General features: G+C 55.4%; 18 protein-coding genes and 1 pseudogene. 17 read left to right on the forward strand and 2 right to left on the reverse strand.

All coding sequences use genetic code 11. The features are described from left to right. Nucleotides 1-231 precede the first annotated feature (231 nt). The 16 genes and pseudogenes from rplO (at nucleotide 232) to R1T45_RS07930 (ending at nucleotide 18,125) form a co-directional block, all read left to right on the forward strand. Nucleotides 232-714 (forward strand): 50S ribosomal protein L15, encoded by a 483-nt coding sequence (gene rplO, locus R1T45_RS07855; RefSeq protein ID WP_067622231.1) that lies wholly within the window; start codon nucleotides 232-234, stop codon nucleotides 712-714. 119 nt (nucleotides 715-833) lie between these two features. Next, nucleotides 834-2,216: a preprotein translocase subunit SecY gene (gene secY / locus R1T45_RS07860; RefSeq protein WP_120351861.1), complete on the forward strand. Its 1,383-nt coding sequence runs from the start codon at nucleotides 834-836 to the stop codon at nucleotides 2,214-2,216. Next, on the forward strand, nucleotides 2,213-2,860 hold the full coding sequence (locus R1T45_RS07865) for an adenylate kinase (protein WP_132444197.1): 648 nt from the start codon (nucleotides 2,213-2,215) through the stop codon (nucleotides 2,858-2,860). Before secY ends, R1T45_RS07865 begins: the two co-directional genes overlap by 4 nt. Before the next feature lie 261 nt (nucleotides 2,861-3,121). Continuing rightward, nucleotides 3,122-3,490, forward strand: coding sequence for a 30S ribosomal protein S13 (rpsM, locus tag R1T45_RS07870; RefSeq protein WP_007118860.1), 369 nt, complete (start codon nucleotides 3,122-3,124; stop codon nucleotides 3,488-3,490). Between the two features lie 15 nt (nucleotides 3,491-3,505). Next, nucleotides 3,506-3,895 carry a 30S ribosomal protein S11 gene (rpsK, locus tag R1T45_RS07875; RefSeq protein WP_067622222.1) on the forward strand — a complete coding sequence of 130 codons (390 nt, stop codon included), beginning with the start codon at nucleotides 3,506-3,508 and terminating at the stop codon, nucleotides 3,893-3,895. A 114-nt stretch (nucleotides 3,896-4,009) separates the two neighbouring features. After that, nucleotides 4,010-5,026, forward strand: coding sequence for a DNA-directed RNA polymerase subunit alpha (locus R1T45_RS07880; protein WP_007118862.1), 1,017 nt, complete (start codon nucleotides 4,010-4,012; stop codon nucleotides 5,024-5,026). Nucleotides 5,027-5,189: 163 nt separating this feature from the next. Next, complete coding sequence (rplQ, locus tag R1T45_RS07885) at nucleotides 5,190-5,606, forward strand: 50S ribosomal protein L17 (RefSeq protein WP_067622218.1); 417 nt, start codon at nucleotides 5,190-5,192, stop codon at nucleotides 5,604-5,606. 128 nt (nucleotides 5,607-5,734) lie between these two features. Beyond that, a complete protein-coding gene (locus R1T45_RS07890; protein WP_317390558.1) occupies nucleotides 5,735-7,108 on the forward strand; it encodes a trypsin-like peptidase domain-containing protein in 1,374 nt (457 codons plus the stop codon). Between the two features lies 1 nt (nucleotide 7,109). Next, a pseudogene (locus R1T45_RS07895) lies at nucleotides 7,110-7,874 on the forward strand (AAA family ATPase); the annotation flags it as partial. A 144-nt stretch (nucleotides 7,875-8,018) separates the two neighbouring features. Beyond that, nucleotides 8,019-9,182, forward strand: coding sequence for a tyrosine-type recombinase/integrase (locus R1T45_RS07900; protein ID WP_093737972.1), 1,164 nt, complete (start codon nucleotides 8,019-8,021; stop codon nucleotides 9,180-9,182). Further along, nucleotides 9,179-11,428 (forward strand): hypothetical protein, encoded by a 2,250-nt coding sequence (locus R1T45_RS07905; protein ID WP_317390559.1) that lies wholly within the window; start codon nucleotides 9,179-9,181, stop codon nucleotides 11,426-11,428. The genes R1T45_RS07900 and R1T45_RS07905 overlap by 4 nt, the downstream gene beginning before the upstream one ends. Continuing rightward, nucleotides 11,413-13,422: a hypothetical protein gene (locus R1T45_RS07910; protein ID WP_093737968.1), complete on the forward strand. Its 2,010-nt coding sequence runs from the start codon at nucleotides 11,413-11,415 to the stop codon at nucleotides 13,420-13,422. The genes R1T45_RS07905 and R1T45_RS07910 overlap by 16 nt, the downstream gene beginning before the upstream one ends. Beyond that, nucleotides 13,415-14,080: a hypothetical protein gene (locus tag R1T45_RS07915; RefSeq protein ID WP_093737966.1), complete on the forward strand. Its 666-nt coding sequence runs from the start codon at nucleotides 13,415-13,417 to the stop codon at nucleotides 14,078-14,080. Before R1T45_RS07910 ends, R1T45_RS07915 begins: the two co-directional genes overlap by 8 nt. Then, nucleotides 14,080-14,514: a hypothetical protein gene (locus R1T45_RS07920; RefSeq protein ID WP_093737964.1), complete on the forward strand. Its 435-nt coding sequence runs from the start codon at nucleotides 14,080-14,082 to the stop codon at nucleotides 14,512-14,514. The genes R1T45_RS07915 and R1T45_RS07920 overlap by 1 nt, the downstream gene beginning before the upstream one ends. Nucleotides 14,515-14,517: 3 nt before the next feature. After that, nucleotides 14,518-16,710 carry an AAA family ATPase gene (locus R1T45_RS07925; RefSeq protein ID WP_093737962.1) on the forward strand — a complete coding sequence of 731 codons (2,193 nt, stop codon included), beginning with the start codon at nucleotides 14,518-14,520 and terminating at the stop codon, nucleotides 16,708-16,710. A gap of 86 nt (nucleotides 16,711-16,796) precedes the next feature. Continuing rightward, nucleotides 16,797-18,125 (forward strand): replication-associated recombination protein A, encoded by a 1,329-nt coding sequence (locus tag R1T45_RS07930; RefSeq protein ID WP_093737960.1) that lies wholly within the window; start codon nucleotides 16,797-16,799, stop codon nucleotides 18,123-18,125. 741 nt (nucleotides 18,126-18,866) lie between these two features. On the opposite strand, the gene R1T45_RS07935 is transcribed toward R1T45_RS07930, so the two are convergent. Together R1T45_RS07935 and R1T45_RS07940 are read right to left on the reverse strand one after the other, a co-directional pair. Beyond that, the gene (locus tag R1T45_RS07935) at nucleotides 18,867-19,832 is read right to left on the reverse strand and encodes a cation diffusion facilitator family transporter (protein ID WP_093737957.1); all 966 of its coding nucleotides are present in this window, start codon (nucleotides 19,830-19,832) and stop codon (nucleotides 18,867-18,869) included. After that, nucleotides 19,822-20,586 (reverse strand): transglutaminase-like domain-containing protein, encoded by a 765-nt coding sequence (locus R1T45_RS07940; RefSeq protein ID WP_244153561.1) that lies wholly within the window; start codon nucleotides 20,584-20,586, stop codon nucleotides 19,822-19,824. The genes R1T45_RS07935 and R1T45_RS07940 overlap by 11 nt, the downstream gene beginning before the upstream one ends. 794 nt (nucleotides 20,587-21,380) lie before the next feature. Between R1T45_RS07940 and R1T45_RS07945 the strand changes: the two genes are divergently transcribed. After that, nucleotides 21,381-22,046 carry a L,D-transpeptidase gene (locus tag R1T45_RS07945; protein ID WP_067264455.1) on the forward strand — a complete coding sequence of 222 codons (666 nt, stop codon included), beginning with the start codon at nucleotides 21,381-21,383 and terminating at the stop codon, nucleotides 22,044-22,046. Nucleotides 22,047-22,433: the final 387 nt, after the last annotated feature.

Here is a 22,433-nt window from a genome sequence, read left to right on the forward strand (position 1 = left end):
GCCCGGTCAATGCTGCCATGCTGGGTCAGAGCCATACCACTGCCATTAAGCAAACGGATTGCGCAGGTAGGGGGAGGATGACGTCCTACCTGCGTTTACCCACCCCCTTGTCACGCCTCCCGCCATCCCCTATACGCCCCCGGTGGCCCGTGTTGGGTCGCAATGGAATCGCAACGCCGCGTTTGGCCACTCCCGTCGCTGGGGGCCATTTCCGGCAAAAGGAGAAGCGACATGAAACTGCACGAACTTTCCGACAACGAAGGCGCAACCAAGAAGCGTATGCGCGTTGGCCGTGGTCCCGGCTCTGGCAAGGGTAAGATGGGTGGCCGTGGTATCAAGGGTCAAAAATCCCGTTCCGGTGTCAGCATCAACGGCTACGAAGGCGGCCAGATGCCGATCTACCAGCGTCTGCCCAAGCGTGGCTTCAACAAGCCGAACCGCAAGTCTTTCGCTGTCGTGAACCTGGGTCTGATCCAGAAATTCATCGACGCCAAGAAGCTTGACGCCGGCAACACCATCGACGGTGCCGCCCTGATCGCTTCCGGTCTGGTCCGTCGTGAGCTGGACGGTATCCGCGTTCTGGCCAAAGGTGACATCACCTCCAAGATCGACCTGAACGTCGCTGGCGCCTCCAAGTCCGCCATCGAGGCGGTCGAGAAGGCAGGCGGCAAGGTGACCGTGACCGCCCCCAAGGCGGCCGAGGCATCCGAGTAAAGCGGCCTTAAGGCTTGTGAGCGGCGCGCCAGCCGCTTACATAACCTCAAGTTTTCCCGAACGCCGCCCGCCGGAAAACGGCCCGGGCGGCGTTTTCGCAACAAAAGAAGAGACCCCTCATGGTATCTGCCGTCGAAAACATGGCCGCGAACACGAGCTGGGCCGCATTGGGCAAGGCAACAGACCTGCGCAATCGGATCCTGTTCACACTCGGGCTGCTTATCGTTTACCGCCTTGGCACCTTTATCCCGGTGCCCGGCATCGACGGCGGCGCACTGCGCGACTTTATGGAGAGCGCGGGCCAAGGCATCGGCGGCATGGTGTCGATGTTCACCGGCGGCGCACTTGGCCGGATGGGTATCTTCGCTCTGGGCATCATGCCCTATATTTCGGCCTCGATCATCGTTCAGTTGCTGACCTCCATGGTCCCGGCGCTGGAACAGTTGAAGAAAGAGGGCGAACAGGGGCGCAAGAAGATCAACCAGTACACGCGCTACGGCACCGTGGCGCTGGCGACCCTGCAGTCCTACGGTCTTGCGGTCAGCCTCCAGGCCGGGGACATCGTGGCCGATGGGCAGATGGGCTTTAGCTTCATCGCCGCCTGTATGATTACCCTCGTCGGCGGCACCATGTTCCTGATGTGGTTGGGTGAGCAGATCACCGCACGCGGCATCGGCAACGGCATCTCGCTTATCATCTTCGTCGGCATCATCGCCGAGGTTCCCGCCGCCATCGCGCAGTTCTTCGCCTCGGGCCGCTCGGGTGCGATCAGCCCTGCGGTGATCGTGGGTGTGCTGGTCATGGTGATTGCGACGATCATGTTCGTGGTCTTCATGGAGCGCGCGCTGCGGAAGATTCACATCCAATACCCCCGCCGTCAGGTCGGGATGAAGATGTATGACGGCGGCACCAGCCACCTGCCCGTAAAAGTGAACCCGGCGGGCGTGATCCCGGCGATCTTTGCCTCGTCCTTGCTGCTGCTGCCGGTCACCGTCAGCACGTTTTCGGGCAATTCCACCAGCCCGGTGATGTCGTGGCTTCTGGCGAACTTCGGCCCCGGTCAGCCGCTTTACCTGCTGTTCTTCGTGGCGATGATCGTCTTCTTTGCCTATTTCTATACCTTCAACGTCAGCTTCAAACCTGATGACGTGGCCGACAACCTGAAGAACCAGAACGGCTTTGTCCCCGGCATCCGCCCCGGCAAGCGCACCTCTGAGTATCTGGAGTATGTGGTCAACCGCATCCTCGTCCTCGGCTCGGCCTATCTGGCGGCGGTCTGTGTTCTGCCCGAGATTTTGCGCGGCCAGTTCGCCATTCCCTTCTACTTCGGTGGCACCTCGGTGCTGATCGTCGTCTCGGTCACCATGGATACGATCCAACAGGTTCAGAGCCATCTGCTGGCGCACCAGTATGAAGGTCTGCTTGAGAAGTCTCAGCTGCGCGGCAAGGGCGCGGGCAAAGGCAAAGGTACACGCAAGAAACGGAGCCCCGTACGTCGATGAATATTATCCTACTCGGGCCTCCGGGCGCAGGCAAAGGCACCCAAGCACGTTATCTGGTCGAAACCCGCAACATGGTTCAGCTCTCCACCGGCGACATGCTGCGTGAGGCCAAGGACAGCGGTACGGAGATGGGCAAGATCGTGGCTGATGTCATGGACCGCGGCGCGCTGGTCACCGATGAGATCGTCATCGGTCTGATCCGCGAAAAGCTCACCGACAAGGCCGAACATGGCGGCTTTATCTTTGACGGTTTCCCCCGCACGCTGGCGCAGGCCGACGCGCTGGCCGATTTGATGCAGCAAGAGGGCCAGACCCTCGACTCCGTGATCGAGATGAAGGTCGACGATGAGGCGCTGGTCGCTCGCATCACCGCACGCTCCACCTGCGCGTCCTGCGGCGAGGTTTACAACGACCTGACCAAGCCGATCCCCGAAGATGGGAAATGCAGCAACTGCGGCGGGACCGAGTTCAAGCGCCGCGCGGACGACAATGAGGAAAGCCTCAAAACCCGTCTGATGGCCTACTACAAACAGACCTCTCCGCTGATCGGCTATTACTACGCCAAAGAGATGCTCAGCGGTGTGAATGGTCTGGGTCAGATCGAAGAAGTCCGCGGCGCCATCGCGCAGATTCTCGACAAGTGATTTCCCGGCGGTGGGGGCAGGGGCGACGCTGCCTTTCGCTCCGCGCCGCCGATCCTACGGGAGTTTTGTGCAAGGCTTGACGCCCTGCGCAAAACCTCATAGTCACCCCTATCTCGCAAGAGAATCAAATTGCGGCAAGGGTTCCGCCCAGCCCCGTAAGATCACCTGATCAGCCTCAGCCCGATGGCCCAAACGCCTCGGGCTTGTGTTGTGAAAAAAGGGTCTGGAACGACGGACCCGCAACGAAAAGGAATAGCTAACGTGGCACGTATTGCCGGCGTAAACATCCCGACTGCAAAGCGGGTTCCAATCGCCCTCACCTATATCACCGGTATTGGCACTTCCTCCGCCAAAGCCATCTGCGAAGCCGTTGGCATCGACGCGACCCGTCGCGTTAACGAACTGTCCGACGCCGAAGTTCTGGCCGTGCGTGAGCACATCGACGCCAACTACACCGTCGAAGGCGACCTGCGTCGTGATACGCAGATGAACATCAAGCGTCTGATGGACCTTGGTTGCTACCGTGGCCTGCGCCACCGTCGTAACCTGCCCGTCCGTGGTCAGCGTACCCACACCAATGCTCGCACCCGCAAAGGCCCCGCTAAGGCCATTGCTGGCAAGAAGAAATAAGGGAGGGTCTGATCAATGGCACGCGATAAGACAAAGACCAAGCGTAAGGTCTCCAAGAACATCGCCGCAGGCGTGGCGCATGTTAACTCGAGCTTTAACAACACCAAGATCCTGATCTCGGATGTTCAAGGCAACGCAATTTCCTGGTCCTCCGCTGGCACCATGGGCTTCAAAGGGTCGCGTAAATCGACACCCTATGCCGCTCAGATGGCCGCAGAAGATGCTGGCCGCAAGGCGCAGGATCACGGAGTCAAGACGCTGGAAGTCGAAGTTCAGGGCCCCGGTTCGGGTCGTGAATCCGCACTCCGCGCTTTGGCGGCTGCCGGTTTCAACATCACTTCGATCCGTGATGTGACCCCGATGGCCCACAACGGCTGCCGCCCGCCCAAACGCCGCCGCGTTTAAGCCGGGACTGTTTTACATGGGGTCGCGCCTTGCGTGCGGCCCCATACCGCTTTTCAGAAACCTCGAGCGTTTGTGTCATTTGGACATGAGGCACAAACAAGGATGGAGGGACGCATGATCCACAAGAATTGGGCTGAATTGATCAAGCCGCAACAGCTTGACGTCAAGCCGGGCAACGACCCCGCACGTCAGGCGACCGTCATGGCCGAACCGCTGGAGCGGGGCTTTGGCCTGACCCTCGGCAACGCGCTGCGCCGCGTGCTGATGTCCTCGCTGCAGGGCGCGGCGATCACATCTGTGCAGATCGACAACGTGCTGCACGAGTTTTCCTCCGTGGCCGGTGTGCGCGAAGACGTGACCGACATCATCCTGAACCTCAAAGGCGTCAGCCTGCGCATGGAAGTCGAAGGGCCCAAGCGCCTGTCGATCTCTGCCAAAGGTCCGGGCGTTGTGACTGCCGGTGACATCTCCGAATCCGCCGGTATCGAGATTCTGAACCGCGAGCATGTGATCTGCCACCTCGACGATGGTGCAGATGTCTACATGGAACTGACCGTCAACACCGGTAAGGGCTATGTCTCGGCTGACAAGAACAAGCCCGAAGATGCGCCCATCGGTCTGATCCCGATCGACGCGATCTATTCGCCGGTCAAGAAGGTTTCCTATGACGTGCAGCCCACCCGTGAGGGCCAGGTGCTGGACTATGACAAGCTGACCATGAAAGTGGAAACAGACGGGTCCATCACGCCGGATGACGCCGTGGCCTTTGCCGCGCGCATCCTGCAGGACCAGCTGGGCATCTTCGTCAACTTTGACGAGCCGGAATCGGCGTCCCGTCAGGACGACGACGATGGTCTTGAGTTCAACCCGTTGCTGCTCAAGAAAGTCGACGAGTTGGAACTGTCTGTGCGTTCGGCGAACTGCCTGAAGAACGACAACATCGTCTATATCGGTGACCTGATCCAGAAGACCGAAGCCGAAATGCTGCGCACGCCGAACTTTGGCCGCAAGTCCTTGAACGAGATCAAGGAAGTGCTGTCGGGCATGGGCCTGCACCTTGGCATGGATGTCGAAGACTGGCCGCCAGAAAACATCGAAGACCTCGCCAAGAAGTTCGAGGATTCGTTCTAAGAGACACGGACCCGGAAACTTTTAAAGTTTCCGGGCCGATTTCTTCAAAAGAAATCGGGCACCGTTACGACCGGGCGCAAGCCCCAAGGAGAGCCCCTGACACGCATCGCGGGCCAGACAAAGCAAAACCGCCCGTAGAGGGCATCACGATTGGAGTAAGACAATGCGTCACGCACGTGGATACCGCCGCCTGAACCGTACACATGAACACCGCAAGGCGCTGTTCTCGAACATGGCAGGCTCGCTCATCGAGCATGAGCAAATCAAAACAACCTTGCCGAAAGCCAAGGAACTCAAGCCGATCATCGAAAAGATGATCACGCTGGCCAAACGTGGCGATCTGCACGCCCGCCGTCAGGCCGCCGCCAAGCTGAAAGAAGACCAGTATGTCGCGAAACTGTTCGACATCCTCGGCCCGCGCTACAAAGACCGCCAAGGTGGTTACGTCCGCGTTCTGAAAGCTGGCTTCCGCTATGGTGACATGGCGCCGATGGCGATCATCGAATTCGTCGACCGCGACCGCGACGCCAAAGGCGCCGCAGACAAAGCGCGTCTGGCCGAAGAAGACGCCGCAGAATAAGATTTCGCAGATTGCGGAATGGAAAGCCCTGCCATTTGGCGGGGCTTTTTCGTTGTCGCGGCAGAGATTTCAAGATCATTCCGAAATGGGAGTTGCGCCAGCCGGGGCGGCTGCGCATATCTGACGGCATGAGATATTTGCTGATGATCCTAACGCTGCTTGCTGCCCCCCTAGCGGCGCAGCAGGTGCCCAGTTCCGCCGCGCAGATGCAGTTGAGTTTCGTGCCACTGGTCAAACAGGCCACCCCCGCGGTGGTCAACATCTACGCCCGCATCCTGACCAAGCCACAGCGCACGCCGCTTCAGGCCGATCCATTTTTCGAACGGTTCTTTCGGGATCCCTTCTCAGAGCGGCCCCGGGTGCAGAATTCGCTCGGCTCCGGGGTGATTCTGTCGGCGGATGGCATCGTGGTGTCGAACTATCATGTGGTGGGCACGGCGACTGATATCCGTGTGGTCCTGAATGACCGGCGCGAGTTCAGCGCCCATGTGCTTTTGGGGGATGCGGAGAGCGATCTGGCGATTCTCAAGCTGGAAGGCGCGGCGGACCTGCCGTTTCTTGAGTTGCGCGACAGCGACGCGGTGGAGGTGGGTGAGCTTGCCTTGGCCATCGGCAATCCCTTCGGCGTGGGGCAGACGGTGTCGAGCGGGATCGTCTCGGGCCTTGCGCGGTCGGGGGCGGCGGATAATGGCGGGCAGGGCTATTTCATTCAAACCGATGCGCCGATCAACCCCGGCAACTCGGGCGGGGCACTGATTGACATGGCGGGGCGGCTTATCGGGGTGAATACCTCGATCTTGACGCGCTCGGGCGGCAGCAACGGCATCGGTTTTGCGATCCCCGCTGATCTGGTCGCGGCCTTTGTCGCGCAGGCCCGCGCAGGGGAGGTGGCGTTCAGCCGCCCTTGGGCGGGTTTGGCCGGGCAGCCGGTGGATGCAGATATGGCCGGCCCGCTGGGGTTGGATCGACCGGGCGGGATCATCGTCTCGGGGCTGCATCGCGCCAGCCCCTTCAACGCGGCGGGGCTGCAGGTGGGGGATGTCATCGTCAGCGTCGATGACCAGCCGGTCAATACGCCGTCAGAGATGATCTACCGCATGTCGGTCGCCGGTCTTGGACATTCCACGCGCGTGGGCGTCAGGCGCGATGGCGTTCTCCAAGAGATGACCGTGGCGTTGATCGCCGCCCCAGATGAACCGGACCGGGCCGAGGTCACGTTGGGCACCCGAAGCCTTTTGCCCGGATTGCGTGCTGCGCGTATCAATCCGGCGGTGATTTCAGAACTGAACCTGCCGCTGGAAAGCAGTGGCGTCGTGGTCATGGATGCGGGCCGCTATGGCCCACGTGTGGGGCTGCGGGATGGTGATGTGATCCTTTCGGTGAATGGGGTAGAGGTGGCAGAGACGCACAGTTTGGCCGCCCTGCTGTCGGGCAAGGTGCGGCGCATTCAGATGGTTATTCAGCGCGGCGACCGGCGTGTCGCTCTGCGGTTCAGGGGGTAGCGTGGCGGATCTATTTGGTGACGGCGACCCAGCGGCAGAGGCCGGGCACCGCCCCTTGGCGGATCGGTTGCGGCCGCGCGCGCTGTCCGAGGTGATTGGGCAAGAAAAAGTGCTTGGCCCCGATGCGCCGCTGTCGGTGATGTTGGCCGCGGGCGCGCTGTCTTCGCTGATCTTCTGGGGGCCGCCCGGCGTGGGCAAGACCACCATCGCGCGGCTTCTGGCGGATGAGACCGATCTGCATTTCGTGCAGATCAGCGCGATTTTCTCGGGCGTGCCGGAACTGCGCAAGGTTTTCGACGCGGCCAAGATGCGGCGGCGGCAGGGGCAGGGGACGCTTTTGTTCGTCGACGAAATCCACCGTTTCAACAAAGCGCAGCAGGATGGGTTCTTGCCGCATATGGAGGATGGCACGATCCTTCTGGTCGGTGCCACCACCGAGAACCCGAGTTTCGAATTGAACGCCGCTGTGCTGTCTCGCGCGCAGGTGCTGGTGCTGGAACGCCTGCCGCTCACCGATCTGGAGCGATTGGCGCAGCGGGCCGAGCGCGAGTTGGGCAAGCCCCTGCCGTTGCAGCCCGAGGCGCGCGAGGCGCTTTTAGAGATGGCCGATGGCGACGGGCGGGCGCTGCTCAACCTGATCGAGCAGGTCACGGCGTGGAAAGGCGATGCGCCGCTCGACCAGGCGGGGCTGTCGAAACGCCTCATGCGGCGGGCCGCGCAATACGACAAATCGGGGGATTCGCATTACAACCTGATTTCATATTTAACTCTATAGACCAAAGCAAAAAAATACCCAAACCAGCGTTTTGAGGGTCGTTTCGACAACGGGGTATATTTTTACGGCAAAATGTAATATTGAATGGTGAATTAACTACCTGCCCACAGCCTGCAGATCATCATCAGGAGCAGTATGAGCGGATTTGAGGTTGTCACTTGCGAAGTCGAACACCAAGGCATGGTGAGAACCGTCAAGATGATCCGAGACGGTGATACGCTCGCACCCTACTTCCCTGCGTCTATCTGGCTCATGAATGAATACTACCGGAAGCCGAGAGGCTATGATCAACTGGCTCACCAAGTCGCAAATTTCCTGAACTTTGCCAAAAGCAAAGGGATAGAGCCTCTCCAAGTCGATGCGTTCTTTCTCGAAGCATACTTAGACAAACATCTCTTTCAAGAGAAGCGATTAGAAGCGACTACCGTTGAACACTATCACGGGTTCATCGCAAAGTTCTATAGGGCGATGGAGCATCTGGGGTTCATTGAGAAGGCTATAGAGGTATCGGAATACATAAATCATAGTCTGCAAGAGGAAGTGAATCTGGCGGCCGGAACAAAGAATTCACTCGATCCGTTTGGCCTTTACGCGAAATACCTTTCCTATAAAGACTTCGAAACCCTCTCTGGTTACGTTGTTAAAAAGAACGCGAGGCTAAGAAGGCGAGATGAACTCATACTTCGTGTAGCCTACGAGACCGGTTGCCGCGGCGCTGAAATTGTTGATCCCGACAACTTCAGTATTCCAAGAATTAGGAGTGAGCTGAAGAAAGCTGAAAGCAGCCAGAGAAACGAATTTTTGTACGCAATCATTGGTAAGGGGCGGGGTTCCGGAAAGGTACGGAAGATTGCTTTCCCAACTGCCTTGGCGAAGGATATCCTCCGCTATGTTAATACCTTTCATGTGTCGGGCGATATTGCGTTTGGGTCGGCGCGCGACAGAAGATTAAGCACGTCATATCCGTCAAAAATTTATAAGTCTTGCAAGGACGCCATACTATTGAATGGGAATGCGAACACTCCCAATCTCGATATGTGGATACGGCATAGCCGGACACGGACATTCCACGGATTGAGACATACCTACGCGACTAACCTTGCAAATAGGCTTCGCGCTTTGAACGAAAACTATGAGCAGCTTAGAGAGAGGTTAGGGCATGAAAGTCTCGACACCACGAATATATACATCAACTTCGAAATCCTTCTCCATGGCAACGCCGAAGAACAGAATGCCAAAATGGTCGATCAAACATCTGATGCCAGCCAAGTCCGCTACTTGACGGAGGAGTTTGAATGACTAATCGATCTTCATTTGCGGAAGCGCGTTTAATTCGTGGAGGCCTTACTGAAGAAGAGAGCGACTATGCTGCAGAATACCGTAGCAACGTCCAGAATGTACCAGGCACATTGAAGGGGGTGGCACGGATTGGTGTAGATAGCCTCGGCGTGGTTCAAGAGGTTGGCGTCCCTGCCCAACTACGATGCCACCGATATATCGGGCCGATGATTGCAGTCATAAATTCCCCAGAATCGGGCATCACAGCTTCCCGTGTGCCAAGTTATAAAAGAGCATTTGAATATATAGTGAAGGTAGCGGTCAGCGGTGAAGAATCAGACAGGCGTTATTTTGGAAGAGCGCTACTCAAGCGTTTAAAGTCTGAGTTGACATCAGAATACAGCATTAAGGCAAGCATGGACGACGCCAAGAGGCTGTTCAATAAAGCCGCCGATAAGAGCGATGATCTAAAAGTGAAGCGCGAGATCAGAACCCTTATCGGGGGGAAGGGGGCAAAAGCCCTCGATAGCGGCTATTGGCCAAACCTAAGAGCGGTAGAAAGATACCCGACCAGGTCTCTCGAAGATGTATTCGGCGATAGTCTTAACTATACGAATGAGCAGTACATCGATGCTGTTACTGATTATGCATCTGCGTTTATCCGAAAATGGTCAGATGTTCGAAAGCGACTTCGGAACGAACATCCAGAGCTATATGCTAAGATCTGTGATGCGGTGACGCGGATCGGCGTGGAACGGCTCAAGAAGATTGAAAGAACACAAGCGTACTCACCCAGAGTTCTGAAATGGGAGAATGAGTGGTTCGAAATCTTGGGTATTAACATCGAGATTCTGGTGGCTATGGATGATGCGTTTCTCAATGCAATCGCAATGTCCCAATGGCGGAAGTCAATACATTTCGAACGTTTTTCATCCGCAGTGAATTTGGCCAAAAATGGAGCGAAGGGTTTCGCAGACCAGCTTTTAAAAGTCACTGCGTCATGTTCATACCCGAAATCTCAATGGTCTATTTGGGAAAATGGAGGGAAGAATTTCTCCATTATGTCCAGATTAATGCTTTCACTTCTCGACTTCTTAGGCCCCAGTTTGGAAGAAGAGACGTGCCTTGTCTGGCTGTTGGCATCACGAAGAATTCAGTTGTCTAACACGGTTCGCCTCAAACGGGCGCAAATTGATGAAGATGCGACAGGAATTTGGATTAGAAGCTTCAAGGGGCGGAGTGGTAAGGCCGAGAACGTTTGTATTAAGAAGAATACTAGGATGGGTCGAGCGCTTAAAGCATATCTGTGGAACTATGATCAGCGCCCATTGGGGAATGTCGTTTCTGAAGCGATGATATCACCCTATAAACCGCAGACTGCCCGTTTTAGCTCCACCTGGAATTTCTATCATTTGGCTTTCTCCGATCACTCGGAAGGGCTGATCGAGTACGGTTTGTCAGACGCAAACTTAATTGTAGTTAAACAGATATACTTAAGCGTCGTTCAAGTCAAACGTCAGAATGGCAGAGCGTTTAATTTTGGTGACGTCGAAAGGCGTACGGCTAAAGCGCTGCTTCCTTCGGCAATTGCTCAGTCGCATGTATATGCGGAAGAAGCAAAACGAGGAGGATTCATTAAATCCACTACGCTGCTGAAGTCCTATTACAGTGAAGATCCAGATGAACTCTCACGACAAGCGCAGAATGAATTTCATACATTGAAGACCCGTGAGGAAATCTATCGGGCGCGGTCGAGAGATAAAGTGAAGCTGAGGAAGGGCAGGGCGTTTGCCGCCGCCGTGTCAGAGGAAATGGCCAGTATTTCACATGATATTATTGGTGAATGGGAGGAGAGAACAAGCCCGTTTTCAGTTTCTGCTTTAGTGGATTTTATAGGCTTGCGGGGAAGTAGTCTCGAAGCTCCTCCCGAAACAATCCTAGCGGCCGCCAAGGCAGAGAAATTTATTGTCGAAAAAAGCGGTTTGATTAAAAAGGATGGAATGATTTATCTCTTCGATTCCGGTCTCACGGCTCGCATGATGATGGAAGAGGTGCGCCATATCGAGGGAGAGTTAGAGGGTCTTTTTGCCACCCAAGACCTCGACAAGGCTATCAATGCGTGGGCAAAGCTTAACTTTCTTGAGTTGCTCCTGAAGCGCTTCAGTGCTGTCAGTCTGAAAGATGCATCTGAAAAATATGGGCATTTGGAACGCAGGATACCACATGCACCGATATCGGAAGGGGGGAACTCATGGATCGTGGAATGATAGATGCTGCTAGTTCGTCTGACGGTGCTCCTCTCATTGACTCTTCTTGTTACGCCAAGAACCCAGGTAAGTATTTCGACGATATTTGGTTTATTCATCACGTCGATTCAGGCGAGGTAGTGAAAATTGACTTTAGGAGTCGTTTCGGGGAGCTTCGAAGCTGGCAGCAGCTGGTCGCAAAGAATATTGTGTTCTTGCGTTGTGAAGGGGTGGATAATGGCTTTGCGACTGTGCAGAGTCCCAGAAGCATGAGTTCTACCTATGGTAACATTGCCTCAGTATTTCATTTCATGAACAGTAAGTTTCAGGGGCGACTGCTAGCTGATCTCAGTGAGAGTGAACTTATAGAGCTCGTGATACACAATATCGATGGTTCGATTGCTCGGGGGCCCACGGTGTTCAGTAGAATTCGTCTACTTGCGTGGATGTATGATCTGCGGTACGCGGAGCACCGTTTGGTGCCTGAGCAGTACTTACCGGCGTCTAATCTAAGTGGGCGTTGGGAAGACCTTTGCTCAGTATGGGTGAGAGATGCCGGCGAAAGCTACGCAGATTGGCGGGCTGGCGGAAGTTTTTCGATCGTTCCTTTCGAAATTGCTTTGGCTGTCCTAGGTTATTGTTTCCAGCTGATAAAATCGGATGAGACCAAATACGTCCTCGCGTGGTTTCAAACGGAACGAAGGCTTCGCGAAGAGGGAAGGCTTCCTAGTTGGAAGACCGCTGGCCAATTTTTCTCAAATTTTGGTGAACGGAGCACATGCTATGGCAGCCGATTAAAGGCTTGGTCTGTAGATCAAGTGTTCTTCGAGGAGCTTTGCAAGTGTTACCCGAACGTGAAGTCGAGAGATCAGCTTCCCCTTCCATCAATCCCATTCGCGATTGGCACACATTCAATTAAGAGTTCAATTACCCGAAAGGGGGACCATCTTCTTACAGCATGTTATTTGGCGATTCTTATTTTGACTGGTATCCGACATAGTGAAGCGAGCGGAATGGCACGCGACGCGTTCGAGAAAAAGGGGGCGGACTATATCTTCGCGTCGAACATCGAAAAAACCAACCATGGGGTCGTTACGGATCGGCATGTTTCGGCTGCTGTCGCCGATTTTATCGATGTCCTGGATGGTCTAGGTGGCGTCGGCTTGACCTGCGAGAGGAGGAAAGAGCTTTTCTCCTACTTTAGGTATAGTTTCAACTCGCAGAACCAGCCGGTATACTCTCTGAATAAAAACGCTATTAACGTTACGATGCAGGTTAATTCCTTCTACGAGATTTTTCTTGAGGGACAGGGTGATGATGTCCGTAACTATTGCCCGCACGTAACAGCTCATGGATTCCGCCATGCTTGGGCCGAGTTTGCCATGCGCCGTTTCGATGGAAATATTATGCCACTTATCCGCGATCATTACCGGCACCATTTCGGGTCGAAAATGACTGGAGTCTACACGCATAATAAGGTCGAGCTGTCGGAGTATCAGCACCTTGGTAGGCGCCAGATTTTTGAACTCGTCAGTCGATACGTAGATGGTGCTGCCACCCTCCATGGGCAGCTGGGTGAATTCCTCACGAGGCAAGCGGACAATATTGGTTTAGTCGAGATGCACGATAAGAGTGCGCGTGATGCAACCATTAGGCAGATTATAGAAGAGCATGTTGGCGAGCCGATTGTCACCCCTCATGAATATGGTTTATGTGTTTTGACTGAGAACACAAAACAACTCGCGAATTGCCGTGACGAAGCGGGTATTCCAAGAACCCAAACGGCTGATGTAGATAGCTGCGTAGGGTGTGTAAATAGTTGCATAATAAAACAAACTGACAACAAGGATGATCCTCACTTCCTGACATTAAAACGACGTCTTGCGACCTACCGAGCGGAGGCTCAGGAATGGCAAGGCAATGATCTGATCGGCCCACTGTTCGTTGATGGCGCTCAAAAAACTCTTAGGGCTCTGGAGGCTCTGGTGAGAAAAATGGAGAAGGTGGATGTCTGACCTTGAAATGGAAGATTTTGATCTCGATTTCTCTCCTCAGCTGCCTGACAAAGCTCGCCCGCCTCTCTGGTATTATGATGCTGATGTTGCGCAAAGCTACAAAAGCATTGTGGATGTCGCACTCGTAGCGTTCGAGAAGAAGCTGGCATTCACCCGGGGATTGAAGCCCGGACGCACAGTCAAAATCAAGGAGTGGAAATTGGTCGCCGCAACTCTCAACAAAGCAGCGGGGCTCAACGAGGGACACCTCAGAAATAAGGATCGGCGAGATGTTCTGCGCACTGTAGAGTTCATAGGGTCGCTGAACACGCGCTTGGAGGCCGCGATCAAGGCCCGGAGTTTGAGCAACGCTAGGCCCTCAGCAACTGAGAGAAAGGCCGCCTACTCCGCCCTGCTTGAAAAGTATCGTAAGCTCGAGCAGATAAAGCTTTCGGAGTATGCCAAAGCGGCGTTCGAGCAAAACATGGCCGATCGCCTAGCGTCCCAGAACCATTCCTATGTTTCGCTATTCCAACAGAACAATCGTCTTCTCGAAAATAACGCCAAGTTGGATGAGGATGTAGAGCGACTACAAGGGAAGCTTGTTGAAGCATACGAAGAGATCAGCAGGCTTAAAGATCAGTTGAGGACCAAGTTCCAGATGAAGGTGGCGGAATAATGTCCAGCGGTCGGCAATTAGGGAGCGAGAACTTTGCTCGCTTCGTTGCATGGGTCTCTGAGCGGGAAGCGCGGGGTGATCATGCGGACTATATTCGTCGGGGTAAGCTAAACCGCAAGGAGGTTGCCACTGAGCTTGGCTTCAACAGACGTTCATTTGGACAGAACCCCGCCATCAAACAACTCGTCGAAGAACTCGACGTTCGATGGGGTTCGCAACATCCAGCCCTATCCAAATCCATCGCTGAGGAAAGCGCCGCGAGGGAAAGAGCCAATGATCGAATGAAGCGCACAGCGACGTCGAATTCGAAGCTGTTGCAGCGGATCGCAAGCTTGCAAGAGGAGAACCGACAATTGCGCCGTGAACTCGAAGAGGTGAAGCATTTCAAGTCGGCGAGAGATGCCTTCTTGGAGACGACGAAAGACTTCCGCTGACCCATGCTCATCCAGGTATCGAAGAGGCGTCGAAATGGCTCTGTCAGCGCCATGCGCATCGCAGCTGATGGCAGCGTCATACACGTGGCGAATAGCCTCTCTGTTTCGCTGCCAGAAGCCTGCAAGGATGCTGCCAAGGTTGGTTCCTTGTGGGAAGTCGACGGGCCGACGGCACAGACAACGTTCACGGCCGGCGGATACACAATCATCGAGGATCATCTCGAAGCCCATACAGCTCGGTTCGTAAAGCCAAACACTCGCTTGCTGGAAACGTGGCTCCAGAGAAACGTGAAGGGCATTGGGGAGGTCAAGGCTGGTCGCCTGGCCCGCAATCCTCGCTTGATCGAGATCATCGAGGAACGGGACATTAGCTCGCTTTTGGAGGCTGGGGTTCCGAGTCGGTCCATCGGCCCACTGCTACTGGAATTCCCAAGCGATGCCTACATGGCAGCTATCAACTGGCTTGCTGATCACCATCTGCCGGTAAAGCTGGCTGAAACGCTTTCGGCGGTTTGGCGTGAGAAAACCATCGCGATGTTGAAGGAGAACCCGTTTCGGCTGCTGAACTTCGACGTCCCATTCGAGCTGTGCTGCAAGATTGCAAAGGGGTTGGGCTTTGCCTCGGATCACCCGAAATACCAAGCTGCGTTGGCAGCTGATCTCATTTCGCAATATTGTCGCGCTACGTCATCGACTTTGATGCTACGGCCTGCGTTCGAGAAGAAATGCAGAGAGATGGGTGTCGACTTCAATGTCGTCCTGCGGCACGCGATGGAACAGGAACTCATCGGCTATATCCGTGGCGAGGACGGCTTTCAACTTGAAGGGGAATTTCTGCTTGAGGCCCTTACGGGGCAGAGGCTGCGTGATGCAATCCTTCGACCGCCGGGCGCGGGCAGCAGCGCGGCGGATTGGGAGTGCAATCTAACCGTTGAGGCGGTTAAGGAGCGATTGCGCGAATTTGAGCAGACCATTCAATTCAGGCTCACGGATGAGCAAAGGCGTGCGGTGTTGCTTGCGTCAAGTATGAACGTGTTCGCGCTATCGGGCGGAGCAGGGACGGGCAAGACGACAATCCTTCAGGCTATCGTGACGGTGTTGGAGAGGGTCTCCTTTGGTGTTGATATCTTCCAGGTCGCGTTGTCAGGGCGGGCTGCACAAAGGATGGTTGAAGCCACTGGTAGACCTGCTTCGACAATTGCTAAGTTCTGTGCGGACATGGCAAGGAAGAAGCAGGACCAGCGTCCCGACCATTGCATCGTTGTGATCGATGAAGCCAGTATGGTCGATCTATATTCCATGCACGCCCTTCTGCTACACCTACCTGCTGCCACGCGTTTTATCTTCGTAGGTGACGTGGACCAATTGCCGCCCGTCGGGGGCGGCCTGTTGTTTCATAACATTATGAAATCGACCTTCCCGGCCGTCGAACTAACTGAGGTGAAACGCCAAGGAGCCGAGAGCGGAATTCATCGGTTTGCAACGGCGGTGAGGCATCAACACGGGTGCATAGCTTTGCCTGACTATCAGGAGGGAGTGGAAATTGATTGCGCTGTCCTACGACGCGTCGACCCAGATGAAATTGGTCAGTTGTTCCAGGTTCACGGGGGGGCTGAACGGTGCGCAATTCTAACCTCGATGCAAGCTGGCGAAGCTGGTGTCGGAAACCTGAACATGGGCATGCAACGCCGGCTGGGCTTCAACCGTCCTGTAGTTCGTCTAGTCCATGAGGACGGCGTCTATGACTACGTAAATTTCACAGGCAGCAAGTTCTACCTGAACGATCCAATCCTCATAACAAAGAACGACTACGACATTGGCGTTAGAAATGGCGATCTCGGCACCATCGTGGAGATCTTCGATGAACAAACCGAGGACGGGCACCTTGGCTGCGTTAAGATCGGCGGCCGGATGTTCGATCTAAATGCAGACCTGTTGGACAAGATGAGCCTCGGTTACGCTATGACCATCCATAAGGCGCAGGGGTCGCAGTGGGAGAACGTAATCCTCGTCTTGAACAGAAGGGCAACGCACATGCTGGATAAGACGCTGCTCTACACGGGCGCGACACGCGCACAGAAGAAACTAATTGTTTGCAGTGAGGATATGGGCCTGGTCCAGCAAGCGGTGGATCGAGGCTCAATCGCCCTCCAGCGAAAGACTAACCTTTTACAGCACCTGGACGCGGACTTCTAAGGTGGCCCGAATTCGATGCACGTTTGTCGCGAACCTCGAACGAAGACCTGATGTGCCTTTGATTGGGGAAATGAATGGAGCGACGAATGAACCTGTTTGAGCAACAAGACGATGCGACTGAGCCTGAAACAGGAAAGGCTAAGACCCGCCCCTTGGCTGACCTACTGAGGCCTCAAGCCATCGAGGAAGTTATCGGTCAAGACAAGCTACTGGCCGGCGATGGTCCGCTGGGCTCCATGTTGGCAGCAGGGAAAATCTCGTCTCTAATCCTGTGGGGGCCGACCGGCGTCGGGAAGACCACTATTGGCAGGCTGCTGGCTATGAAAACGGATTTTCATTTCGAGCAGATCAGTGCAATATTCAGTGGCGTCGCGGACCTTAAGAGGGCTTTCCAGGCGGCGCGCGGCCGCCACCGCAGGGGGCAGGGAACACTCCTTTTCATTGACGAGATCCACCGTTTCAACAAGACCCAGCTTGACGCCTTGCTGCCAGTGATGGAAGACGGGACGGTTACCGTATGCGGAGCAACGACAGAGAACCCATCATTCTCTGTGAACAGGGCTGTGCTTAGCCGGTGTCAGGTGATGGTCTTGGAGCGCCTTGACGAACGAGCGCTATCCGCCATAATTGCACGCACTGAGAGGGTTCTTGATAGCCCCCTGCCTTTGGACGACGAAGCGAAGGAGCTCCTTTGTGCCATGGCGGATGGTGATGGGCGAGCTCTTCTGAATTTGGTCGAGAGCACGCTCACTTGGCCCCGGGACCATATCTATTCTGCAAAGGAAGTGGCCAATCGCTTGACACAGCGCGCGGCGCAGTATGATCGCGCGTCAGATGGTCACTACTCGATCGCAAGTGCCATCCAGAAATCGATAAGGGGTTCTGACCCCGAGGCCGCAATTTACTGGGTCCATAGAGCGCTTGAGGGCGGCGAAGATCCTCGTTTTATCCTGCGGCGGCTGACAATGATCGCATGGGAGGACGTAGGGTTGGCAGATCCGGAGGCATCCCGTATCTGTCTGAGCGCGTGGGACACTTTCGAAAAGCTTGGCAGTCCCGAAGGCGATCTGGCTGTATCTCAGGCCGCAATTTACTTGGCCTTGGCCCCGAAATCGAATGCCGGCTATTTGGCACACAAAGCCGCGCGCGCTGATGCGAAAATATCCGGTTCCGCACCTCCCCCCATGCACATCGTGAATGCGCCCACAGCAATGATGAAGAATCTTGGATACGGCGAAGGGTATCAATATGATCACGATGCTCCCGACGGTTTCTCTGGTCAGGTTTTCTTTCCTGATGGGATGGCAAGGCCCCAGCATTATCTGCCTGTTGAACGCGGGTTCGAGCGAGAACTATCAAAAAGGGTTCGCTACTTCGAAAAGCTTCGGAAAGTCCGCAACTCCGAAGGCGGGTAAGAACTAGTAGGTGCGCCCCGCCGATCATTTCGCAGCAATGAGGGCCGACCGCTCTCATCATTAAGGGCCGTAGGTTGGCCCTCATTGTTTGTTGCGACCGGGCTATCGCCTGATAGACTTTTTACCTTCCGCGGTAGAAAAGGCGCTGGTACCAAATACTCGCACAGGAGGCTGTATATCTGCATGAATTGCAGGACGGGTTTCAAGCCAAGCGCTTAATCAAAGACTGGGTCGGGTTTTACAACTCCGAGGTGTCACACACGGCTCTCGACAAACAATCCTCTGACGACGCATTCGTTGAAGCAGAGCGGACCCAGAGGGCGGCATGAAACCAACCAAATTACATCTTAGCTGAGCCACAAAGCTGTCCTAAAAAACAGGACCATTTCAGGGGCACGAGAGAGGGGCGATATCGAGGTGAGCTTCACCGATACCTCGGGCTGATGTTCGCAGAAGCGCATCGGTGAAACACATGACGGAGCGAAACTCATCACTGGCAGGGGCGGCGCAGGTGAAAGCGATGCCCGCAGCTTACCCGACGGCCACTTCGGACGTAGGGTCGATTTTCTGACGGGGTGGCGTTCGGTCTTTTAACGCTGTCTGAAAGCAGTTTGTGGGGCCTTATCGTGGAGGCATTTCACTCGCCCCACCGACTTGGCCGGATGGTCCGCCACTCTTCATTCTTGTGCGCATGAGTGCGCTCCATACCGTTTGCTCTGGCAAACGATGCCGGTGACATTGTCACTGTCTTTCAGTATCTTTGTTGTCTTCGTGGTCGGGTTTCTTCTCTACGTCGCCGTGGCCGAAGAGTTGGACGTTCTGGTGCGCGTGGTGGATGTTCTCGAACTCAAAGCTGGAATGCATTATGCTGAACTCCGCACTCAGCCGTTCTTTGATTTCCGCCTTGACCGGTTCGATGCGGCTCCAGCCCGCCTCTGTCAGCACCACGTGACAGTCGAGCGCTGCTTCGTGTTCCTGCATTTGCCAGAGATGAACGTGATGCACGTCCTCGACACCATCCACCTCGGTCATCGCCCGGACCACTGCACGGCTATCCATGTCGGGGGGGCTGCCGAGCATCAACGTACGGATCGGCTTTCCGATTTCGGTCAGGGCGAGGTAGAGAATGTAGAGGGCAATGGCAATCGTGATCGCCGGATCGACCCAAGTCACGTCGTAGAGAATGATCAGCGTCCCCCCGATGATCACCGCTACTGAGGCCAGTGCGTCGGATAGATTGTGTAGGAAGAGCGCGCGGATGTTCACGCTGCCTTTCTGCATCGACCAGGTGAGCCATGCGGTCAAGCTGTCTACCGCGAGCGCCACGCAACCGAGGATAACGACGGTCCAGCCAGCGACCTCCGTTGGCTCGATAAAGCGCATCGCGCCCTCGTAAATCAGATAGACGCCGACAAGGATTAGGGTGGTGTAGTTGATCAGCGCCGCTACGATCTCGATCCGGCCATAGCCGAAGGTCATGCGTTCATCTGCCGGTCGCCGGGCAATCTTGCGCGCGACGAAGGCGATGACTAGCGATGCCATATCAGAGAAATTGTGCAGTGCGTCTGCAATGAGGGCAAGACTGCCAGAAAAGATGCCGCCGACGACCTGCGCAACAGTCAGAAGAGCATTGGCCCAAATGGCGACCGATACCCTCCGGTCCCCGGAAGTCGGGTCCATGTGGGCATTACCGTGATCATGCGGCATAATGCGGCTCCTCTTGATTGTGGGCCGTAATCTCTGGCGAGGGGACCAAGCGGCCCGACCGGAGCGCGGCGACACGTGCGTTCATCCAATGGCGAATTCCGTGTCGGTAGAGCCATCCACGAAGGCGTCCGAATTCCTGCCGATGTTGCCGATAGAATTCATCCGGGGCATCAAATGTTCCGAGGTCGCGCGTGATGCCAGTGCGTTGGATGTAGGTGTCACCACCGCGCCAGTCGACCGGTGGTGCGCCGAGACAATCTGTCCCGATGCCGTAACCGCAGAACTCTTTGCGTCCGGGGAAGTGCGCTTGGAGCCGGGTTAGGTAGTCAGTATCCAGAATAAAGCCTTCGAGGTTCACCCAGGTGCCAATAACGCGAACCTCGACCCATGAATGCAGGATCTCTACCGGCGCAATCGGGTAGACTGCTTCGGGCACGACGCCACGCTGAAGAGCCTTGTGAATGGTGAAGCCATGCAGCCGGCAAGGGAAACCGAGCGCGCGCAGAAGCGCCATCAGCAGCGTGGCCTTAGTATTGCACTGGCCATAGCCGTCCATCAGCACGACTGAGGCCGGAATGTTGTCCGCGCGGTTATAGCCGAAGTGGATCTCATTACGGACGAAATCATATGCTGCGCCGATCCGACCATGTTCGGAAAGCGCCAGCCAGCCACGCTTTTCGATGAGACTACTGATCGGGCCTCGGCAAAAGTCGAGTAATTCTGTCGGCTGAAGCAAAGTTGTGTCGGCATTCATTCCCGTCTCCATCGAATCGTGATGAGACAAGTGTAATTGCTACAGTAGATGTAGCTTCAAGTCGAAAGTTATCCCGTGCGCTGCGCTACTAGGATGATGTTCGCTCCCGCGAGGCACCATCACCAAAAAAGTCGAAATCCATTTTGAACATCCTGGAGGTTGATCCCTAGGTTAATGCGCTACACGAAGCCAACTACAAGTTCGGACCACCTAAGAACTCGAATTCCGTTCAGGGCGGTTAGCTCAGTTCATTTGTGTGGAAAAATCTGCTGCGATGGTGAGGTGCCCACATGCCAATGGATAGCGATGACCGTTTCCTTAACTACATCTTAGCTGGGGGCTGCGGCGTTAGCTGGGGTTTATGGGGCTACTTACATGCCTGTATGCCTGTGAAAACGGATCAGCGCCAATGGCCCGCGTCAGGAAGTGGCTGGCGTTATACATTCATAAAAGCCGGCCTTTGACCCTTGGCCGCAAACCGCCTGCTATTGTCCGTTGGCAGAGAATTGAAACGGTGAACTCGTATCATCAGTTGCTAGAAGTAGCTTTTTTCGTCACAGAAACCGCCCGAGTAGGGGTGTTAACACAAATAAGGGAACGGATTTAGGTTCCAAGAAGCCCGGTTCGATAGAAATATTTCTCTTGAACCTACAGCGGCTTTAGGAGTTAGGACCGCAGGCGAAGAACGGCATTCGAGTCAAACAGGCCATACTGCTTCAGGCTTTCCTTACTGAACGGCAGAGTGGTCTTGTTTAAGCTTAGTTTGCCTACCTAACGTTGAAGGAATAAGAATGATGCTGACAAGACGACATTTTCTCCAGACCAGCGGTGCGCTGTTTTCTACTCCAATCGCTGGCCCGCTACTGGCAGCCACCCGGCCCACCAAGGAGGAGAAGGCCGCCTGGGACGCGCAGGTCACACCTCCCGCTTTTGATCCAACTACGTCAAACCCGTGGGGCCTGCACCCGCGCTTTTTGCCCCAGCGGGTGGACGCTAAGGACGGGCTTGTTCCGGGAGACGTCCACGTCGATGCCGTAGCGCGCTACATCTATCACATCGAAGAAGGGGGAACTGCGATGCGTTACGGTGTGGCGATCGCCCGTGGTAACCTGTACGAGCCCGGCACGTATACGATCCAGCGAAAAGTGGAATGGCCAAACTGGACGCCGACCCAAAACATGATCGCACGCGATCCCGAGCTCTATGGCCCGGTTGCCGACGGTGTTGACCCTGGCCCAGAAAACCCTCTTGGCTCGCGGGCGCTTTACCTTTTTGAAGGCAACCGAGACACCTATCTACGCATTCACGGGACGCCCGAACCAAGAAGCATCGGCGGGCGCGCGAGTTCGGGGTGTGTCCGCATGGTCATGGCACATATCAACCATCTATACCCGAACGTCAAAACTGGTTCGACGGCGTTCCTGTATTCGGCAGAAGAAAGCGTGACCCCGCGAACGTGATCTACGCCCAACCAGTCTGCACTGGTCAATTAGTCACGCCGAGCGCGTGGTGCAGATCGGGTTGCCACCTATTGAGCGGAGCGGCACCAGTGTCGTTTCTACTGGACCGCTGTGCTCATACCAGTAGCATCCATCCTCGGAACGAAGCCGAGCTGTTGTGAGGTCCTGACCAGGTGCAGCTAGGTTAACGATTTGTTCGGGAAGGTTTCCAACCGCGTCTACCGGCGCGCGGGAGTTAGCCATTGGTGCGGCACATCCGCTTGCGAGCAGCAGGGCCGCTCCAATCATCATATGTCGTGTTTGCATTCAGTCCTCTGACCTGTCCTAATTTGGTTTTCACCAACAATCTTGCATACCGGGCACAGGTCCACAAGAACCACCCTGGGG

Source organism: Sulfitobacter sp. LC.270.F.C4 (genome assembly GCF_032922545.1).
Taxonomy (GTDB): Bacteria; Pseudomonadota; Alphaproteobacteria; order Rhodobacterales; family Rhodobacteraceae; genus Sulfitobacter; species Sulfitobacter profundi.